Source organism: Streptococcus sp. KHUD_014 (assembly GCF_051106275.1).
In the GTDB taxonomy this organism is placed as follows: domain Bacteria; phylum Bacillota; class Bacilli; order Lactobacillales; family Streptococcaceae; genus Streptococcus.
This window is the reverse complement of record NZ_CP193666.1, coordinates 1,352,853-1,371,299: the sequence shown is the minus strand read 5'-3', so window position 1 is coordinate 1,371,299 and position 18,447 is coordinate 1,352,853. Positions and strand designations below refer to the sequence as shown.

Sequence of the window (18,447 nt, the reverse complement as noted above, 5' to 3'; positions counted from 1 at the left end):
AAGGAGAAAAGATGAAACCGTCGATTTATAGTTTAACCCGCCAAGGGATGCAAGAATGGGCACTTGAACAGGGAGAAAAAAAATTCCGTGCAGATCAAATCTGGGAATGGCTTTATCGTAAACGTGTTCAGTCTTTTGAGGAAATGACTAACTTGTCCAAGGATTTGATTGCCAAACTCAACGAGCAGTTTGTGGTTAATCCCTTGAAACAACGTATCGTTCAAGAGTCAGCAGATGGGACAGTTAAGTACCTCTTTGAGTTGCCAGACGGTATGTTGATTGAGACTGTCCTTATGCGTCAACACTATGGTTTGTCAGTCTGTGTAACCACGCAGGTAGGGTGCAATATTGGTTGTACTTTCTGTGCATCAGGCTTGATCAAGAAGCAACGTGACCTTAATAATGGGGAAATCGTCGCTCAGATTATGCTGGTTCAAAAATATTTTGATGAGCGTGGACAGGACGAACGTGTCAGTCATATCGTAGTTATGGGAATTGGGGAACCATTTGATAACTACAATAATGTCTTGAACTTTATCCGTACCATCAATGATGATAAGGGAATGGCTATCGGCGCTCGCCATATTACAGTATCAACTTCTGGTTTGGCTCACAAGATTCGTGATTTTGCTAATGAAGGAGTACAGGTTAACCTTGCTGTTTCTCTTCATGCTCCAAACAATGAACTGCGTTCAAGCATTATGAAGATTAACCGTGCCTTTCCGATTGAAAAACTTTTTGCAGCGATTGAGTATTACATCGATACAACCAACCGCCGTGTGACTTTTGAGTATATCATGCTCAATGAAGTCAATGACGGAGTAGAACAAGCGCTTGAGTTGGCAGAATTGCTTAAGAACATTAAGAAATTGTCATATGTCAATTTGATTCCTTACAACCCAGTTAGTGAGCATGACCAGTATAGTCGAAGCCCTAAAGAGCGTGTCATGGCCTTCTATGATACGCTCAAGAAAAAAGGTGTCAACTGTGTCGTTCGTCAGGAACATGGTACTGATATAGATGCGGCTTGTGGACAATTGCGTTCAAATACCATGAAGCGTGATCGTCAAAAAGCAGTAGCTGAAGTAAATTCATAAGATGAATCGAAAAACATTACTAAGCTTGGGAGTGCTTTTATACAGTCTTAGTATCGTCTGTTTTTGCTTTAGTCCCCAGCCTCAACTTCCTACAGGAGTGGAAACTCCAGGTATTCAACATCTTGGACGCCTGGTTTTTCTTTTGACTCCATTCAACTCTTTTTGGAAACTTGGAGAAGTAACAAGCCTTTTTCAGCTTTTTTGGATTTTTTTGCAGAATGCCTTAAATATCCTCTTGCTTTTTCCATTGATTTTCCAGCTTCTCTATCTCAATCCTAAATTAAGAAAAACGAAGAAAGTGATTTTGTTTAGCTTTTTATTGAGTTTGGGAATCGAGTGTATACAGCTAGCTTTAGACTTTTTCTTTGATTTTAATCGGGTCTTTGAGATTGATGATTTATGGACCAATACTTTGGGTGGCTACCTGGCTTGGGTCCTTTATAAACTACTACATAAAAACAAGATAAGGAATTAAAATGAGTATCTTAGAAGTTAAAAATTTGAGTCACGGTTTTGGTGACCGTGCGATTTTTGAAGACGTGTCCTTCCGTCTCCTTAAAGGTGAACACATCGGATTAGTTGGTGCTAACGGTGAAGGGAAATCAACCTTCATGAGCATCGTAACTGGTAAAATGTTACCTGATGAAGGAAAGGTGGAGTGGTCTAAATATGTAACAGCTGGTTATCTGGATCAGCACGCTGTGTTAAAAGAAGGCCAAACCGTGCGTGATGTCCTTCGTACTGCTTTTGATGAGTTATTTAAGGCAGAAGCACGTATCAATGAACTCTACATGGAAATGGCAGAAGAGGGCGCTGATATTGAGGCATTGATGGAAGAAGTTGGCGAACTTCAAGACCGTTTGGAAAGCCGTGATTTCTATACCTTGGATGCTAAGATTGACGAAGTCGCGCGTGCTCTTGGTGTCATGGATTATGGTATGGATACGGACGTAACAGCCTTATCTGGTGGACAAAGAACCAAGGTACTCTTGGCCAAACTCCTCCTTGAAAAGCCAGATATCTTGCTTCTGGACGAGCCAACTAACTACTTGGATGCAGAGCATATTGACTGGCTCAAGCGCTATCTGCAGAACTATGAGAATGCCTTTGTTCTCATTTCACACGATATTCCATTCCTCAACGATGTGATCAATATCGTCTATCATGTAGAAAATCAACAGTTGACTCGCTATTCCGGGGATTACTACCAGTTCCAAGAAGTCTATGCCATGAAGAAATCGCAGCTGGAAGCAGCCTATGAACGTCAACAGAAGGAAATTGCTGACCTCAAGGATTTTGTGGCTCGAAACAAGGCGCGTGTTGCAACACGAAACATGGCCATGTCTCGCCAGAAGAAATTGGATAAGATGGACATTATCGAACTTCAAAGTGAGAAACCAAAGCCGTCCTTTGATTTTAAACCAGCTCGTACACCTGGACGCTTCATCTTCCAAGCCAAAGACTTACAGATTGGTTACGACCGCCCACTTACAAAACCATTAAATCTTACCTTTGAGCGTAATCAGAAGGTTGCTATCATCGGTGCCAATGGTATCGGGAAAACAACCCTCTTGAAGAGTCTTTTAGGAATTATCCCACCAATTGCTGGGGAAGTTGAACGTGGAGATTACCTGGAACTTGGCTACTTTGAGCAAGAGGTGGAAGGTGGCAATCGCCAGACACCTTTAGAAGCAGTTTGGAATGCCTTTCCGGCCCTCAATCAAGCAGAAGTTCGTGCAGCCCTTGCCCGTTGTGGTTTGACAACGAAGCATATCGAAAGCCAGATTCAAGTTCTATCAGGTGGAGAACAAGCTAAGGTTCGTTTCTGTCTCCTGATGAATCGTGAAAACAATGTTTTGGTGCTAGACGAGCCTACCAACCACTTGGATGTGGATGCTAAGGATGAGCTCAAACGAGCTCTAAAAGAGTATAAGGGCTCTATCCTTATGGTTTGCCACGAACCAGACTTCTATGAAGGCTGGATGGACCAAATCTGGGATTTCAATGAGCTAACATAAAAAGAGAAACTCGCAAAACTAGAATAGGAAAAAGCCAAGTCTGTGTGACTTGGCTTTTTGGCTAGTAATTCAAATAGTTCTCAATTTCAGATTTTTGGATTTCTTTACCGTAGTGACAAATCGGGCAAGAAACGAAATAAGTTTTTCCGTAAGGAAAGAGTGGAATCCAGTAAAGGGTAAACTTACGTCCAGTTTCTGAAATTTCCCAAGTGTCGGCATTGTTACAATGACCACACTCGATAGTGGTTTGAGTATGTCCTAAGACCTTTTGGTAACCTTTCGAACCCCAGAATAAAATCATTGTCTCATCTCCTTATTTTAGAGTTATCCTATTTTTTACTGAAATCGTAGTCCTTAACAATTTCAATGCTGTCGATAGTGATAGCAGTAGTTGGTTTGTCTTTTTCGTCTTTTTCAGCCTTGGCAATCTTGTCAACAACATCCATACCGTCGATGACTTGACCAAAGACAGGGTGTTTTCCGTCTAGACTGGGATTACCACCCTCTTTGTAGGCTTCGATAATTTTCTTTGGATAGCTACTTGTAGGGAGTTTGGCAGAAAAATCCGTCGTATTTTGGTTGATGAAGAACTGGCTACCATTGGAATTTGGTTGGCCAGTATTAGCCATGGAGAGAGAACCACGGATGTTATAGAGATATGGAGAGATTTCGCTCTTGAAACCAGTTCCTTGATCTTTTGTTTTGTCCTTATCGTGCCAGATGGATTCGCCACCTGTACCATCTCCTTTTGGATCACCAGTCTGAACCATAAAGCCATCAATCACTCGGTGGAAGGTAACGCCATTATAGTAGCCTTCTTTTGCGTGAGTTAGGAAATTTTCAACCGCAAGAGGGGCTAGCTTTGGAAAGAGTTTGATGCGGATATCTCCTTGACTTGTATGGAGAATGACTTCAGCCTCGTCTTCAGCAACTTCTTTAGATAGTTGTGGGAAATTGGCATTTTCATTTGTCAAGGCGTCTTTGAGATCCTTGGCAGATTGGGCAGCTGCTTTGGAACTTTCTTCAGCAGCCAAGCTAGAATCTACATAGTCATCCCCTCGCAGACTACGTTGGATACTGCTACATCCAGCAAGGGCAAAAGTTGAGATTAATAGAAGTGTTACTATTTTTTTCATGGGAATCCTTTCAAAAATCATTTCTACCATTGTACCCTAATTGAAAGTGGATTTCAAATATTCAATTGTGATCATTCCGATAGTACATACAATTTTATGGCCTTACTTACCCCATTTTGATCATTAGAATCTGTTACTTTATTTGCACAGACTTTAACATCTGTAGGAGCATTTCCCATTGCAACACCAAGTCCAGCGGTATCAATCATTGGTATATCGTTATAATTATCTCCAATACTCATAATTTCAGTGAGTGATAGTTGATAGTAGTTGGCTAATTCTAACAGAGCTTGTTTTTTTGAGACTTGATTATGTGTGACTTCAAGATAGTTATCCTTCGAAAGGTAAAAGTCAGTTTGAGGGAAATCTATTGTTGCTAATGTCTCTCTAAGTTTCTGGATAGTAGCTGCGTTATCTATTAGTAAAAGTTTATGAATAAGATTCTTTTCTTCCTGAAGAAAATCTGCTAGTGAAGTAACTTTTGGGCTCTCTCCAGTAATCTGTGCTTCAATTTCTACCCATTTATCTAAAGCATTTACGTACCAATCTTTTCCAGAATAAACATTAATTGAAACTGTCGGAAATTCTTTTGTTAAAAAATCATGTAGTAAGAGTAATTCCTTTTTATTAATAGTATGCTGACTCAGAATTTTATCTCCTGTACTAATGAGAGCACCATTATAACTTGCAATTGGAAAATCTGTGATTCCAAGTTCTTTCGAAATTGGAGCTATACCAAGAGGAGAGCGAGCAGAAGCTAGAACAAAAGGAATTTCACTTTGTTTTAAAAGTGGCATAAGCTCTAGTAAATGAGAGTCTAATTGGTGCTTTTGGTCTAAAATGGTGCCATCGATATCACTTATGATTAACTTTATTACTGACATATGTTTCTCCTTTTTAAAATAGAATAGTTGTTTTACCATCTAAAGATTGTTGAATTTCTATGTCGGGTTCTTTGTCTGTAATCCAATAATCAAAATCAGTAAGTTCGGAAAGAATATAATGAGAGTGTTTGTTTATCTTGCTGGTTTCAGCTAACAAGACGCGAATTTTACTGGTTTTAAATGCTCTTTTTTTCATTAGAACATCTTCTTGATCTTCAAAACTAACTTGTCCGTCTGAAAGACTAGCTGCACCAAAAAATGCTAAGTCAAATTTAATTCTATTCAAAGATTCGGATTCTTCTAATGAGTAATAGAAACGATTCTTTTTATGAAATCGTCCACCGATAATGTGAAAATCGACATTTTCATTTTCTCCTAAGACCAGTGCATTATCCAATGAATGACTGAAAATAGTAACTTTTTTATCTGTTATTTTTGCTAACTCAAATACAGTTGTTGAAACATCATAGAAAATTAATTGTGAATCAGAAATAAGTTGGGTAGCTAAATGAGCAATTTTCTCTTTTTCTTTGGAAGACTGTTCTGCTCGACCTTTATAACCAAGAATCCTTTGCTTTTGGATTGGCAATAAACCTCCATGAGTTCTTTTTGCTCGTTTTTCCTTTGCGAGAATAGCAAAATCTCTCCGGATGGTATCTTTGGAAACATGGAAATGGTCAATCATTTCTTTTGCTGATAGACTTCCTCTATCCTCTAAAAGTTTAATGATTTCTTCTAATCGTTGTTCTTGGTACATATGAATTCCCTCTTTTAATACTAATATACCTCCTTTGTAAGTGATTGTCAATAATTGTAATGTTTTATAAGTGTTTTAAATGATTTACAAAAAAATCAACCTGACTTGGTTGATTAAAGATTCTTCTTTGGATGGCGGTCAATGATTGCCTGATGGTCCTTGAGAGCTTGTTCTCCTTTGGCAGTTAGTTTATAACCGCGGATGGAAAAGAGACTAGCTAATTCTTCTTCTGAAAAATGGTCATGAAGGGCTTGATCCAGGTCGCCAGCCTTCATTTTAGAAAGTCCAGTAACCCCCTTCTTTTTTAGGATATTCTTTTTCATAGTGCTATTTAGATGATCCAGCGAATCAAAGGCAGTTTCAACAAGAGCATAGCCTTTTTCAACAAGCGTTTCTAAATGTTTTGGGGCATCAATGCCATAAGTATACTCAAAGTATTTTAGAAACCAAGTTTCTGTGGTAAAGGTACCAAACTGAATTCTCCAGAGGAGGATAATATCTCCTGCCAGGAGATTGTCTTCTAGTAATTCCATATTGCGTTTTGGGACGGGTTTGGGATTTAGTAGCCAAGCCTCTATATCACGATTTGGAGAGATGTAAGGTTGGACTTGATGGTCTTTGTAAATGTTCCCTAGACTAGTATTCATAAAGTTTCTCTTTCTAATTTGTCCTTATTAGTCTAACAAATTTCTAAAAAATTTAAAAATTTTAAAGTCTGTCAAGTTTTTTTCTTGACACCTCTCAGAAATCTGCTATAATAGAACATGTGCTAAATAGCTCAGCTATTTCACCGAACTAAAAAAATAAAAGAAAAGAGATATTAAAAATGGCAGTAAAAATCCGTTTGACTCGTATGGGTTCTAAGAAAAAACCTTTCTACCGTATTAACGTAGCAGATTCACGTTCACCACGTGACGGACGTTTCATCGAAACAGTTGGAACTTACAATCCACTTGTTGCTGAAAACCAAGTAACTTTGAAAGAAGACCGCGTTCTTGCATGGTTGGCTGATGGAGCTCAACCTTCAGATACAGTACGCAACATCCTTTCAAAAGAAGGCGTATTGAAGAAATTCCACGATTCTAAATTCTCAAAATAAGTTTAAAGTAGGTTGACAGATGGATACGATTGAAAATCTCATTATTGCGATTGTGAAACCCTTGATTTCACAACCAGATGCCTTAACTATCAAGATTGAAGATACACCAGAATTTTTGGAATATCATTTGGATCTTGACCAAAGCGATGTGGGTCGTGTAATCGGTCGTAAGGGTCGCACTATTTCTGCGATAAGAACGATTGTCTACTCTGTCCCAACTGAAGACAAAAAAGTAAGAATCGTTATTGACGAAAAATAAAAAAGCGGGACGGATGTCTCGCTTTTTTGCTAGGAGAAGGATATGAAGGATTTAACAGTTAGACAACTACAAGCCTATTTGTTAGAACATTACCAGCAATCTAGAACAGAAGAAGGGCTCTTTATAAAACTAGTTGAAGAAGTTGGTGAAGTAGCCGAGGTTTTGAATGGACGTTCTGGACGAAAAGAGGGTGTTCAAGACTCAAATGAGGAACTTGCTAAAGAACTTGCTGATATTATACATTATACGGTTGCAATCGCAGCTATCAACGATATTGACCTAACCAAGACCATTTTTGAAAAAGATAAGAAAGCTGCCATCAAGTATCACCATGAACGAGATTTGGAAGGATATTTAGAAGCGGAAGGTCAGAACTAGCTTTTTTCTCCAACTTGTGAAAATACCTAGAACGTGATAAAATAAAGGATAAGGATTTTTAATAATTCATTATATAGAATGAGTGGATTTCTTTATGAAGAGGTTTGAAGTATCTACAGAAATCGGTAGTCTCTCTGTTACTTATCAAAAGCAAAAGAAAATGCTTGTTTGTCTAAATGGAGCAGGTTTGATACCAAGTTATGAAAATTTTTCACTTATACTTGAAAAACTTCCTCCCACAATTGGTTATTTGACAATTGATTTTCCAAACACAGGTAGGAGTTCGATTCAGAACCTAGCTGGAAAAAATCTGGACAATCTTGTAGATGCAGTTTATGAAATTCTTAAAAAACTAAATATTTCTGATTATGTACTTTGTGTTCATAGCTTGAGTGGAATCTTAGCTTGCAAATTGATGAACAAAGATTTTAATTGTCAAGCTTTAGTGGCGATTGAACCGACAACTAAAAAAGTAATGTTTGCTGATTTTTCAAAGAATCCTTATCCAGAAATGGAAAAGCAAATGAGACTGATTGAAGAATTCGGTCCTGAACTTTATTTTAAGAACTTAACTCAAACCACCTTTATCCCTGAAATTAATAAAGAGATATGGGAATTAATGCAAGAAAAAGGCTCAGAGTTGGAATGTCAAGTTCCGGGATTTCAGGTATCTGTTGAGATCACCAAGGAAGATTTTGAGGATGTGTCAATAACAGATCGTATCCCTGTATTTATTTTTTGTCAGGCTTATAGAGAAAAAGAGTACAGAGAATCAGAATATTGGACTTCTAAGACTAGACTTATTCTAGGTGGAAGTCATCATTATTTACAGTGGTCCGAATCAGAAAAAATTGTAGATATTATTAAAAAATTGTAAGAAGAAAATGGAGATAAGGAAATTACAGGAGATCAAATGAACTATTTTAACGTTGGAAAAATCGTCAATACACAAGGTTTACAAGGTGAGATGAGAGTCTTATCTGTGACGGATTTTTCGGAAGAACGCTTTAAAAAAGGTGCAGAACTTGCCTTATTTGATGAGAAGGATCAATTTGTTAAAACAGTGACTATCGCAAGTCACCGTAAGCATAAAAACTTTGATATCATCAAATTTAAGGATATGTATCACATCAATGATATCGAAAAATACAAGGGCCACAGTTTGAAGGTTGCGGAAGAAAACCTTAATGACCTGGATGAGGGTGAGTTTTATTATCACGAAATTATCGGCTTAGAGGTCTACGAGGGTGATAACTTGATTGGAACCATTAAGGAAATCCTTCAACCAGGTGCCAATGATGTCTGGGTAGTTAAGCGTAAGGGAAAACGCGATCTGCTTTTACCATATATCCCACCGGTTGTCCTTAATGTTGATATTCCTAATAAGCGTGTGGATGTAGAACTCTTAGAAGGGTTAGACGATGAAGATTGATATTTTAACCCTCTTTCCAGAGATGTTCTCTCCACTAGAACATTCTATCGTTGGAAAGGCCCGTGAAAAGGGACTTCTTGACATCCAGTATCATAATTTTCGTGAATATGCTGAAAAGGCCCGTCATGTGGATGATGAACCCTACGGTGGTGGTCAAGGGATGTTGCTACGTGCGCAGCCAATCTTTGATGCCTTTGATGCTATTGAAAAGAAGAATCCGCGCGTGATTCTTTTGGATCCTGCTGGTAAGCAGTTTGATCAAGCCTATGCTGAAGATTTAGCCCAAGAAGAAGAACTCATCTTTATCTGTGGTCACTACGAGGGCTATGATGAACGCATTAAGACCTTGGTAACAGATGAGATTTCTCTTGGTGATTATGTTCTAACTGGTGGAGAACTGGCAGCAATGACCATGATTGATGCGACGGTTCGCTTGATACCAGAAGTAATTGGGAAGGAAACCAGTCACCAAGATGATAGCTTTTCATCTGGCCTTCTTGAATATCCTCAGTACACACGTCCTTATGACTATCGTGGCATGGTGGTTCCAGAAGTGCTTATGAGTGGGCATCATGAGAAGATTCGTCAATGGCGTCTCTATGAAAGTCTCAAAAAAACTTATGAGCGTAGACCAGATTTGTTGGAACATTACGAATTAACAGCAGAAGAAGCTAAAATGTTAGCAGACATTAAAGAAAATACAAATTAAAAGGAGAAGACTATGCAAGTCATTAAACGTGATGGACAAGTTGCCGACTTTGATCCAGATAAAATCTATCAAGCCATTCTAAAAGCTGCGCAAACAGTTTATGTTTTGACAGATGATTTACGTCAAAATCTAGCTCAGGTAACTAAAAAAGTTGTCTTGGATCTAGAAGAAGCAAAAGTGGAGCGTGCCACTATCAGCATGATTCAATCAATGGTTGAGCATCGCTTGCTTGGCGCAGGCTATATTACCATCGCTGAACACTATATCTCTTACCGTTTGCAACGTGATTTAGAGAGAAGTGGTTACGGAGAACACATTGCTGTTCACCTTCATTTTGAACAAATTCGTTAATAGAAAAGAGTGAGATGAAGTAAACTCATCTCACTCTTTCTTAAATCGATTTTTTTGGGCAGTTTGGACAGTTGAGGGAACAAAACTCACTTTCTGAATATCTGGGATTCGAATAATGCGGGTCACATTTTTTGCAAAATTTTTAACGATAATTTGCTGGCGGTCTGTATCATATTTGATGATATCCCCTGTAAAACTCGTATCAGAAAAAATAATGTGGACAGCAGTTTTTTTTAGGAGCGCCTCTTTAATGGCACTTGTCAGGGAGTCAGCTTTGGAATGATCTGGTTCTTCTCGTCCGTTGAGAAAGCCTTGGAATTTTTGTTGAATGTAGTTAAATAAATCTTTCATCGGAGCCTCCCTTCTTTTTACCATTATATACAATTTTAAAAAAATCTACAAGATTTTACGAATAATCAAGTGAAGACAATCAAAAGGAGAATACAATGGCAGAATTTACATTTGAAATCGAGGAACACTTACTTACGCTCTCAGAGAATGAAAAAGGTTGGACTAAGGAAATCAATCGTGTCAGCTTTAATGGAGCACCAGCAAAGTTTGACATTCGTGCTTGGAGTCCAGACCACACTAAGATGGGGAAAGGAATCACCCTCTCAAACGAAGAGTTTCAAGTGATGGTCGATGCCTTCAAAAATCAATAAGCAATCATATAAAAACAGACGAAAGGAGGTTGGGAGAAAATTCCCGACCTCCTTTCTTTCTTTATTTATGTGAAAAGTAGGGTTGATTACTAAGACGTTGAAGGAGTGGTCGTCCGATAAAACTAATGGCAATAATTTTTGCAAGATCAGGAATGATAAAGGGAATGACACCGACAGCCAATGCCTTATCAAAAGGCATACCAGCGAGGAAGTGGAGGCTGAGGATACCACCGACAAAAACAAGTGAATCCCCAAAGAGATTGGCTAGGAAAATACGTACAACACTGCTATTCGTATTAGTCAGATAGGAAGCAATCCCAGCATAGACAAGGTCAAACCATAGATAACCAGCACTTGGGCCAATCAGAACATGAAAACCAGCTCCACCACTAGCAAAAACGGGAAGTCCAATAGCACCAAGCAAAAGATAAAGTCCTACAGAGAGAACAGCTTCCCTAGATCTAAAAACAGTAGCAATGAGACCAATAGCAAAGTTTTGCAGAGTAAATGGAACAGGTCCAATTGGAATGCTAATTTGGGCTAATACTGCAATCAGAGCAGCGCCTATTGCTGGAATAGCATAAATGTGTGCTTTTTTCATAATAGTTAACCTCTTTTATAATTTATAGTAACTATTATACTGAAAGAGATATAAATGTCAACCTATTTTAAAAACAAAGGTTACAAACTTGTAACGGCCGATTTAAACAAAAAAGAGACCAAGGGGTCTCTTTTAATTCATTAACGCATGGTCACAAATTCTTCCGATCCTGTTGGATGGATTGCAACTGTAGCATCAAAATTAGCTTTTGTAGCTCCCATCTTGATAGCAACTGCAAAACCTTGAATCATTTCGTCGACGCCGTAGCCGATACCATGAAGGCCAACTACTTTTTCGTCTGCACCAGCTGTAACGAGCTTGAAGCGGGCTTCTTGACGGTGGCTAGTGACTGCAGAATACATAGAAGCGAATTTTGAAGTATAGACTTTGACGTTTTCTTGGCCGTACTGTTTGATAGCTTCTTCCTCAGTTAGACCGACAGTTCCGATAGCTGGGTGTGAGAAGACAACAGTTGGAATAGTAGTATAGTCCATTTTAGCATTGATTTTACCGTTGAAAAGTCTTTCGGATAAAGTACGACCAGCTTTGATAGCAACAGGAGTCAGTTCTTTTTCACCAGTCACATCTCCAAGAGCATAGATACCGTCTACGACTGTGTTTTGGTATTCGTCTACTTGGATGAAGCCACGTTCATTGAGAGTAACGCCTGCCTTTTCTAGCTGTAGTCCTTCAACGTTTGGACGGCGGCCAGTTGCCCAGATAACTTGACTGGCAGTATGAGTACTACCATCTTCGAAATGAATGGTAATGCCTTGTTCAGTTTCTTCAAGTTTAGCAGGAACCTTATGGGTGTGGAGGTTTAATCCAGTATTTTCCATTTCTTGAACTAGACTCTCAACAATATAGCTATCAAACCCACGAAGTGGACGCTCGCGACGGATGAATAAATCTGTCTGCACACCAAGAGTATGGAGCACGCCAGCCAATTCGACAGCAATGTAACCTGCACCTAAAATGGCTACAGAATCTGGCAACTCTTCCCAAGCAAAGACATCATCAGAACTACCACCTAGTTCAGCACCAGGAATGGCAGGAATATGAGGATGGGCCCCAGTTGCAATCACGATATGCTTAGCACGGATTAACTCACCATTGACGCTGACTGTATGAGCATCAACGAACTCGGCGCGACCTTCAATCAAATCAACTCCGTTACGATTAAAGCTTCCACCATAAGAAGAGCGAGCACGATCAATATAGGCTTCACGATTTTTACGAAGCGTTGCATAATCAAATTCATTACCAGTACTTGTAAAACCATAGTCAGGTCCATATTTGTGGATGCTCTCTGCGATTTGAGCTCCATACCACATGATTTTCTTAGGAACGCAGCCAATATTGACACAGGTTCCACCTAATTTCTTTTCCTCAATAACTGCCGCTTTAGCACCATGTTCACCAGCACGATTCATGGTAGCAATACCCCCGCTACCTCCTCCAATGGCGATAATATCGTATTCTCTCATAGAAAGCTCCTTTGTTGTTTTCTAGTCATATTCTATCTTTTTTTGGAGGTCAATGCAAAAATCTGCTACGTTTAAAATTTTTAAGAAAATGCTTGCAAAAATAAAAAAGAAAGTGTATTATATAACTAATACAACAACAAAAGATTTAGCAAATGTTTTTGGATAGTGAGAAATAAATTGTCCATTTTTAGGATATGTGCTATAATCTTAATATATATATTTATAAAAGGGGTATTGCTATGAAAAGAAAGTCAAAAGCTAAGAAATGGCCTTTATTTACTGCTATTGGAGTGGCGTCAGTACTTGTAGTGGGAGCAGCAGCTGTTCTTCTATTGAGACAACCAAATCAAGATGCAGCAAAAGATGAAACTGCTAAGATAGTCCTTGCCAAAGAGGGGTCTGTGGCATCTTCAGTTCTTTTATCAGGTACAGTAACTGCTCAAAAAGAACAATATGTTTATTTTGATGGCAGCAAGGGAGATTTGGATGAGGTTCTAGTTTCAGTTGGTGATAAGGTAAGCGAGGGCCAGGCCTTAGTCAAGTATAGTAGCACAGAAGCCCAGGCTGCCTATGATGCTGCCAGTCGTGCAGTTGCTAAAGCTGACCGTCATATCAATGAACTGAATGAGTCTCGAAATACCGCCGCAGCAACACCTAACCTTCCGCAAGCAGGTCTAGAAGGAGCAACTGGACAAGCGCCAGCTCAGTCATCCGGTTCTGCCACAGCTGCTATTGATTCTCAAATCAGCGATGCTCGTGATGTGCGTGCAGATGCAGAAGCGCAACTCGAAAAAGCTCAAGCCCAGTTGAATGCTGCTACAGTATTGAGTACGGTGGAGGGAACAGTTGTTGAAGTGAATCGTAACGTTTCAAAATCTCCAACAGGAAATAGTCAAGTTTTGGTTCATATCGTAAGTAACGATAACTTGCAGGTCAAGGGAGAACTTTCTGAGTACAACCTTGCCAATCTATCTGTAGGCCAAGAAGTCACTTTCACTTCCAAGGTTTACCCAGATAAAACTTGGAATGGTAAGATTAGCTATATTTCAAATTATCCAAAAAATAACAGTGAAGCAAGTAGTAGCTTAGCTGCTTCAAACACAGGTTCTAAATACCCATATACAGTCGATGTAACTAGTGAAATCGGTGACTTGAAACAGGGCTTTACAGTCAGTGTTGAAGTGAAAAGCACTAGCAAAGCATTGATTGTTCCGATCACCAGCGTAGTCATGGAAGAAGATAAAAACTATGTTTGGATCCTTGATGAAAATCAAAAGGCCAAAAAAGTTGAAGTTGGATTGGGCAATGCAGATGCAGAAAATCAAGAAATCACATCTGGTCTGACAGATGGAGCAAAAGTCATCAGTAATCCGACGGCTTCCTTGCAAGAAGGAAAAGAGGTGAAGACTGATGAAGCAACTAATTAGCCTCAAAAATATCTGTCGTAGCTATCGTAATGGTGACCAAGAACTACTAGTCCTCAAGAATATTAACCTAGAAGTTCATGAGGGAGAATTTGTAGCAATCATGGGACCATCTGGTTCTGGGAAATCTACCCTCATGAATACCATTGGGATGTTAGATACCCCTACAAGTGGTCAGTATTTTCTAGATGGAAAAGAAGTAGCTGGTTTGGGTGAAAAACAATTAGCCAAGGTTCGAAATCAGGAAATCGGCTTCGTCTTTCAACAATTCTTTCTCTTGTCCAAGCTCAATGCTCTTCAAAACGTAGAATTGCCCTTGATTTATGCAGGAGTTTCAGCTTCAAAACGTCGCAAATTAGCAGAAGAGTATCTGGAAAAGGTTGAACTGACCGAGCGTAGCCATCATTTACCTTCGGAGTTGTCAGGTGGTCAGAAGCAAAGGGTTGCCATTGCGCGTGCTTTAGTCAACAATCCTTCTATCATTCTAGCAGACGAACCGACTGGGGCACTTGATACCAAAACAGGAAATCAAATCATGCAACTCTTGGTTGAATTAAACAAAGAAGGAAAAACCATTATCATGGTTACGCATGAGCCTGAAATTGCCGCTTACGCTAAGCGTCAGATTGTCATTCGTGATGGCGTCATTTCATCTGATAGTGGTCTCGTAGAAAAGGAGGAAAACTAAGATGCAGAATCTGAAATTTGCCTTTTCATCCATTATGGCCCACAAGATGCGGTCCTTCTTGACCATGATCGGGATTATCATCGGTGTATCCTCCGTTGTCGTGATTATGGCCTTAGGTGATTCCATGTCTCGTCAGGTCAATAAAAATATGACCAAGTCCCAGAAAGATATCCATGTCTTTTTCTCACCTACAAAGAGTAAGGACGGATCCTTTACACAAAGACAATCTGCATTGACCTTGTCTGGTGGTCGAGAAGAAGATTTTGTTGAACCACCAAAACCTCAAGAAGCATGGGTCAAGGAAGCTGCTAAGCTCAAGGGAGTGGATAGCTACTATGTGACTAACTCAGCCAATGTGACCTTGACTTATAAGGATAAAAAGGTGGAACACGCTAACATGACGGGTGGGAATGTCACCTATATGGATGCGGTCGAAAATGAAATCATTGCAGGTCGTGGACTTAAAGCACAAGATTATAAAGATTTTGCAAGTGTGATCATTTTAGATGAAGAGCTTGCCAATAGCCTTTTTGGTTCAGCAAAAGAAGCTCTCAACCAAATTGTTGAAGTAAATGAAATCAGTTACCGTGTTATTGGTGTTTATGCAAGTAAAGAAGCTAAGGCTGCGAAAACATTTGGTGTTGGAGGACTTCCAATTACGACCAATATTTCCTTGGCAGCTAATTTTAACACAGACGAGATTTCAAATATTGTCTTCCGTGTCAATGATACTAGCTTAACCCAGACTTTAGGACCAGAGTTAGCAAGAAGAATGACAGAGATTGCAGGTCTTCAACAAGGGGAATATCAAGTTGCAGATGCGTCTGCCGCCTTCCAAGAAGTTCAACAACTCTTTGGCTTCATAACAACGATTATTAGTGCTATTGCGGGTATTTCCCTCTTTGTTGGTGGTACCGGTGTTATGAACATTATGCTTGTTTCGGTGACAGAGCGTACCCGTGAGATTGGTCTTCGAAAAGCACTAGGAGCAACACGAGCTAATATTCTGGTTCAATTTTTGATTGAATCAATGATTTTGACCATGTTAGGTGGATTCATCGGTCTGGTGCTTGCTGCAGGGGTGACCATGCTTGCAGGCGTTCTTCTTCAAAATATGATTGCAGGAATCGAAGTTGGAGTATCCATCCCAATCGCTCTCTTTAGTTTAGCGGTCTCAGCTGGTATCGGTATGATATTTGGTGTTCTACCAGCCAATAAAGCTTCTAAGCTAGATCCGATTGAAGCTCTTCGCTATGAATAAGATAATCAACAGGAAAAACAAGATGGACATCAGTCTGTCTTGTTTTTGTATGGATTTCCTTATCGAAAATCATCGAAATATGATATAATGAAGTGTTAGAAAAACAGGTTTCATTTGCCTGGAAAGGAAATATTATGTCTGAAAAGAATTTTTATATTACAACACCGATTTACTATCCATCTGGTAAACTTCATATCGGTTCTGCCTACACTACCATCGCTTGTGATGTCCTAGCTCGCTACAAACGCCTTATGGGCTACGATGTCTTTTATCTGACTGGTCTTGATGAGCATGGCCAAAAGATTCAACAAAAAGCTGAAGAAGCTGGCATCACGCCTCAAGCCTATGTTGACGGAATGGCAGTTGGTGTTAAAGAACTCTGGCAATTACTGGATATCTCATATGATAAATTTATCCGTACCACAGATGACTACCATGAAAAAGTGGTAGCACAAGTTTTTGAACGCTTGCTTGCTCAAGATGACATCTACTTAGGTGAATACTCTGGCTGGTACTCAGTATCCGATGAGGAATTCTTTACAGAAAGCCAACTTGCGGAAGTTTTCCGTGATGAAGCTGGAAATGTGACGGGTGGTATCGCTCCATCAGGTCACGAGGTTGAATGGGTTTCAGAAGAATCTTACTTCCTTCGCCTCAGCAAATACCAAGACCGCTTGGTCGAATTTTTCAAATCACATCCTGATTTCATCACTCCAGATGGTCGTCTGAATGAAATGTTACGTAACTTCATTGAGCCAGGTTTGGAAGACTTAGCGGTTTCTCGTACAACCTTTACATGGGGAGTTCCAGTCCCATCTAATCCAAAACACGTTGTCTATGTTTGGATTGATGCCCTTCTTAACTATGCGACTGCCCTTGGTTATGGTCAAGATGAACACGGTAACTTTGATAAGTTCTGGAATGGAACAGTCTTCCATATGGTTGGGAAAGACATCCTTCGTTTCCACTCCATCTACTGGCCAATCCTTCTTATGATGTTGGATGTTAAATTACCTGACCGCTTGATTGCCCACGGTTGGTTTGTCATGAAAGACGGCAAGATGTCCAAGTCTAAAGGGAATGTCGTTTACCCTGAAATGTTGGTAGAGCGCTATGGTCTCGATCCACTTCGTTACTACCTCATGCGTAGCCTTCCTGTCGGTTCAGATGGCACCTTCACTCCAGAAGACTATGTAGGGCGTATCAACTATGAATTGGCAAACGACCTCGGAAACCTCCTCAACCGTACGGTTTCAATGATTAACAAGTACTTTGATGGTCAAATCCCTGCCTATGTAGAAGGTGTAACAGACTTTGACAATGCTCTTGCTGATGTTGCAGAACAATCAATCGCTGACTACAATACCTACATGGAAGCAGTTGACTATCCACGTGCACTTGAAGCAGTCTGGACCCTCATCTCACGTACTAACAAGTACATCGATGAGACAGCTCCATGGGTACTGGCTAAGGACGAAGCGCACCGTGACCAATTAGCAAGTGTGATGAGCCACTTGGCAGCTAGCCTTCGTGTCGTAGCTCACTTGATTGAGCCATTTATGATGCAAACCAGTCGTGCAGTTTTGACACAACTTGGTCTAGCAGAAGTTTCTAGCCTTGAAAACTTGAGCTTGGCTGATTTCCCTGCAGGTGTGACTGTAGTGGCCAAAGGAACACCAATCTTCCCACGTCTCGATATGGAAGAAGAAATCGCCTATATCAAGGAACAAATGGAAGGCAACAAGCCAGCCGTCGAGAAAGAATGGAATCCAGATGAAGTTGAACTCAAACTAAACAAGAATGAAATCAAGTTTGAAGACTTTGACAAGGTCGAAATCCGTGTTGCAGAGGTCAAAGAAGTTTCTAAAGTGGAAGGCTCTGATAAGTTGCTTCAATTCCGCCTTGATGCTGGTGACAGTGAAGACCGTCAAATCCTTTCTGGTATTGCGAAATACTATCCAAACGAACAAGAATTGGTCGGCAAGAAAGTCCAAATCGTTGCCAACCTCAAACCTCGTAAGATGATGAAAAAATATGTCAGTCAAGGTATGATCCTCTCAGCTGAACATGATGGCAAATTAACCCTTCTAACAGTTGACCCAGCTGTACCAAACGGAAGTGTGATTGGATAAGATTAAAGAGCCAGTTTGAGCTGGTTCTTTTCTTTTGTGAGATAGCAGTTGATAAAAGTGACATTCTGCTTT

At 39.8% G+C, this 18,447-nt stretch carries 23 protein-coding genes; 15 read left to right on the top strand and 8 right to left on the bottom strand.

The window, feature by feature from the left end; all coding sequences use genetic code 11:
* Nucleotides 1-11 precede the first annotated feature (11 nt).
* The 3 genes from rlmN to abc-f are packed head-to-tail and all read left to right on the top strand — an operon-like array spanning nucleotide 12 to nucleotide 3,115.
* Entirely contained in the window at nucleotides 12-1,097 is a 1,086-nt protein-coding gene (gene rlmN / locus ACORHT_RS06755) for a 23S rRNA (adenine(2503)-C(2))-methyltransferase RlmN (RefSeq protein ID WP_434349812.1), read from the top strand.
* Nucleotide 1,098: 1 nt separating this feature from the next.
* On the top strand, nucleotides 1,099-1,572 hold the full coding sequence (locus ACORHT_RS06750) for a VanZ family protein (protein ID WP_434349811.1): 474 nt from the start codon (nucleotides 1,099-1,101) through the stop codon (nucleotides 1,570-1,572).
* Nucleotide 1,573: 1 nt separating this feature from the next.
* A complete protein-coding gene (gene abc-f / locus ACORHT_RS06745; protein ID WP_434349810.1) occupies nucleotides 1,574-3,115 on the top strand; it encodes a ribosomal protection-like ABC-F family protein in 1,542 nt (513 codons plus the stop codon).
* Between the two features lie 61 nt (nucleotides 3,116-3,176).
* On the opposite strand, the gene ACORHT_RS06740 is transcribed toward abc-f, so the two are convergent.
* The 5 genes from ACORHT_RS06740 to ACORHT_RS06720 form a co-directional block, all read right to left on the bottom strand.
* Nucleotides 3,177-3,416 carry a zinc-ribbon domain-containing protein gene (locus ACORHT_RS06740; RefSeq protein ID WP_434349809.1) on the bottom strand — a complete coding sequence of 80 codons (240 nt, stop codon included), beginning with the start codon at nucleotides 3,414-3,416 and terminating at the stop codon, nucleotides 3,177-3,179.
* Between the two features lie 28 nt (nucleotides 3,417-3,444).
* Nucleotides 3,445-4,251 carry a peptidylprolyl isomerase gene (locus ACORHT_RS06735; protein ID WP_434349808.1) on the bottom strand — a complete coding sequence of 269 codons (807 nt, stop codon included), beginning with the start codon at nucleotides 4,249-4,251 and terminating at the stop codon, nucleotides 3,445-3,447.
* Between the two features lie 71 nt (nucleotides 4,252-4,322).
* Nucleotides 4,323-5,135, bottom strand: a complete 813-nt coding sequence (locus ACORHT_RS06730; RefSeq protein WP_075229155.1) for a Cof-type HAD-IIB family hydrolase — start codon at nucleotides 5,133-5,135, stop codon at nucleotides 4,323-4,325.
* 13 nt (nucleotides 5,136-5,148) lie between these two features.
* Nucleotides 5,149-5,892 carry a DeoR/GlpR family DNA-binding transcription regulator gene (locus tag ACORHT_RS06725; protein ID WP_075229154.1) on the bottom strand — a complete coding sequence of 248 codons (744 nt, stop codon included), beginning with the start codon at nucleotides 5,890-5,892 and terminating at the stop codon, nucleotides 5,149-5,151.
* A gap of 113 nt (nucleotides 5,893-6,005) precedes the next feature.
* Nucleotides 6,006-6,539, bottom strand: coding sequence for a hypothetical protein (locus ACORHT_RS06720; protein ID WP_434349807.1), 534 nt, complete (start codon nucleotides 6,537-6,539; stop codon nucleotides 6,006-6,008).
* Nucleotides 6,540-6,718: 179 nt separating this feature from the next.
* On the opposite strand from ACORHT_RS06720, the gene rpsP reads away from it, so the two are divergent.
* From rpsP to ACORHT_RS06685, 7 genes are all read left to right on the top strand, one after another.
* Nucleotides 6,719-6,991, top strand: coding sequence for a 30S ribosomal protein S16 (gene rpsP / locus ACORHT_RS06715; RefSeq protein ID WP_000268760.1), 273 nt, complete (start codon nucleotides 6,719-6,721; stop codon nucleotides 6,989-6,991).
* 19 nt (nucleotides 6,992-7,010) lie between these two features.
* Nucleotides 7,011-7,250 carry an RNA-binding protein KphA gene (gene kphA / locus ACORHT_RS06710; protein ID WP_000379617.1) on the top strand — a complete coding sequence of 80 codons (240 nt, stop codon included), beginning with the start codon at nucleotides 7,011-7,013 and terminating at the stop codon, nucleotides 7,248-7,250.
* A gap of 42 nt (nucleotides 7,251-7,292) precedes the next feature.
* Nucleotides 7,293-7,628, top strand: a complete 336-nt coding sequence (locus ACORHT_RS06705; RefSeq protein ID WP_000654200.1) for a MazG nucleotide pyrophosphohydrolase domain-containing protein — start codon at nucleotides 7,293-7,295, stop codon at nucleotides 7,626-7,628.
* 94 nt (nucleotides 7,629-7,722) lie between these two features.
* Nucleotides 7,723-8,505, top strand: a complete 783-nt coding sequence (locus ACORHT_RS06700) for an alpha/beta fold hydrolase (protein ID WP_434349806.1) — start codon at nucleotides 7,723-7,725, stop codon at nucleotides 8,503-8,505.
* Between the two features lie 36 nt (nucleotides 8,506-8,541).
* On the top strand, nucleotides 8,542-9,060 hold the full coding sequence (gene rimM / locus ACORHT_RS06695; protein WP_316108272.1) for a ribosome maturation factor RimM: 519 nt from the start codon (nucleotides 8,542-8,544) through the stop codon (nucleotides 9,058-9,060).
* On the top strand, nucleotides 9,050-9,769 hold the full coding sequence (gene trmD, locus ACORHT_RS06690) for a tRNA (guanosine(37)-N1)-methyltransferase TrmD (protein ID WP_049502991.1): 720 nt from the start codon (nucleotides 9,050-9,052) through the stop codon (nucleotides 9,767-9,769). The genes rimM and trmD overlap by 11 nt, the downstream gene beginning before the upstream one ends.
* A gap of 12 nt (nucleotides 9,770-9,781) precedes the next feature.
* Entirely contained in the window at nucleotides 9,782-10,120 is a 339-nt protein-coding gene (locus ACORHT_RS06685; RefSeq protein WP_001196044.1) for an ATP cone domain-containing protein, read from the top strand.
* 30 nt (nucleotides 10,121-10,150) lie between these two features.
* On the opposite strand, the gene ACORHT_RS06680 is transcribed toward ACORHT_RS06685, so the two are convergent.
* Nucleotides 10,151-10,471, bottom strand: coding sequence for a hypothetical protein (locus ACORHT_RS06680; protein WP_075231925.1), 321 nt, complete (start codon nucleotides 10,469-10,471; stop codon nucleotides 10,151-10,153).
* 95 nt (nucleotides 10,472-10,566) lie between these two features.
* On the opposite strand from ACORHT_RS06680, the gene ACORHT_RS06675 reads away from it, so the two are divergent.
* Nucleotides 10,567-10,782 carry a YdbC family protein gene (locus ACORHT_RS06675; RefSeq protein ID WP_000807425.1) on the top strand — a complete coding sequence of 72 codons (216 nt, stop codon included), beginning with the start codon at nucleotides 10,567-10,569 and terminating at the stop codon, nucleotides 10,780-10,782.
* Nucleotides 10,783-10,843: 61 nt separating this feature from the next.
* On the opposite strand, the gene ACORHT_RS06670 is transcribed toward ACORHT_RS06675, so the two are convergent.
* Together ACORHT_RS06670 and gor are read right to left on the bottom strand one after the other, a co-directional pair.
* A complete protein-coding gene (locus tag ACORHT_RS06670; RefSeq protein ID WP_434349805.1) occupies nucleotides 10,844-11,383 on the bottom strand; it encodes a biotin transporter BioY in 540 nt (179 codons plus the stop codon).
* 140 nt (nucleotides 11,384-11,523) lie between these two features.
* Entirely contained in the window at nucleotides 11,524-12,870 is a 1,347-nt protein-coding gene (gene gor, locus ACORHT_RS06665; protein WP_434349804.1) for a glutathione-disulfide reductase, read from the bottom strand.
* A gap of 239 nt (nucleotides 12,871-13,109) precedes the next feature.
* Here gor and ACORHT_RS06660 point away from each other — a divergent pair, with 239 nt between their 5' ends.
* The 4 genes from ACORHT_RS06660 to metG all read left to right on the top strand — a co-directional run bounded on the left by ACORHT_RS06660 (nucleotide 13,110) and on the right by metG (nucleotide 18,375).
* Nucleotides 13,110-14,297, top strand: a complete 1,188-nt coding sequence (locus ACORHT_RS06660; RefSeq protein WP_434349803.1) for an efflux RND transporter periplasmic adaptor subunit — start codon at nucleotides 13,110-13,112, stop codon at nucleotides 14,295-14,297.
* The gene (locus tag ACORHT_RS06655; RefSeq protein ID WP_045763774.1) at nucleotides 14,281-14,982 is read left to right on the top strand and encodes an ABC transporter ATP-binding protein; all 702 of its coding nucleotides are present in this window, start codon (nucleotides 14,281-14,283) and stop codon (nucleotides 14,980-14,982) included. Before ACORHT_RS06660 ends, ACORHT_RS06655 begins: the two co-directional genes overlap by 17 nt.
* Before the next feature lies 1 nt (nucleotide 14,983).
* Entirely contained in the window at nucleotides 14,984-16,243 is a 1,260-nt protein-coding gene (locus ACORHT_RS06650) for an ABC transporter permease (RefSeq protein ID WP_434349802.1), read from the top strand.
* A 134-nt stretch (nucleotides 16,244-16,377) separates the two neighbouring features.
* The gene (gene metG / locus ACORHT_RS06645) at nucleotides 16,378-18,375 is read left to right on the top strand and encodes a methionine--tRNA ligase (RefSeq protein ID WP_434349801.1); all 1,998 of its coding nucleotides are present in this window, start codon (nucleotides 16,378-16,380) and stop codon (nucleotides 18,373-18,375) included.
* Nucleotides 18,376-18,447 lie beyond the last annotated feature (72 nt).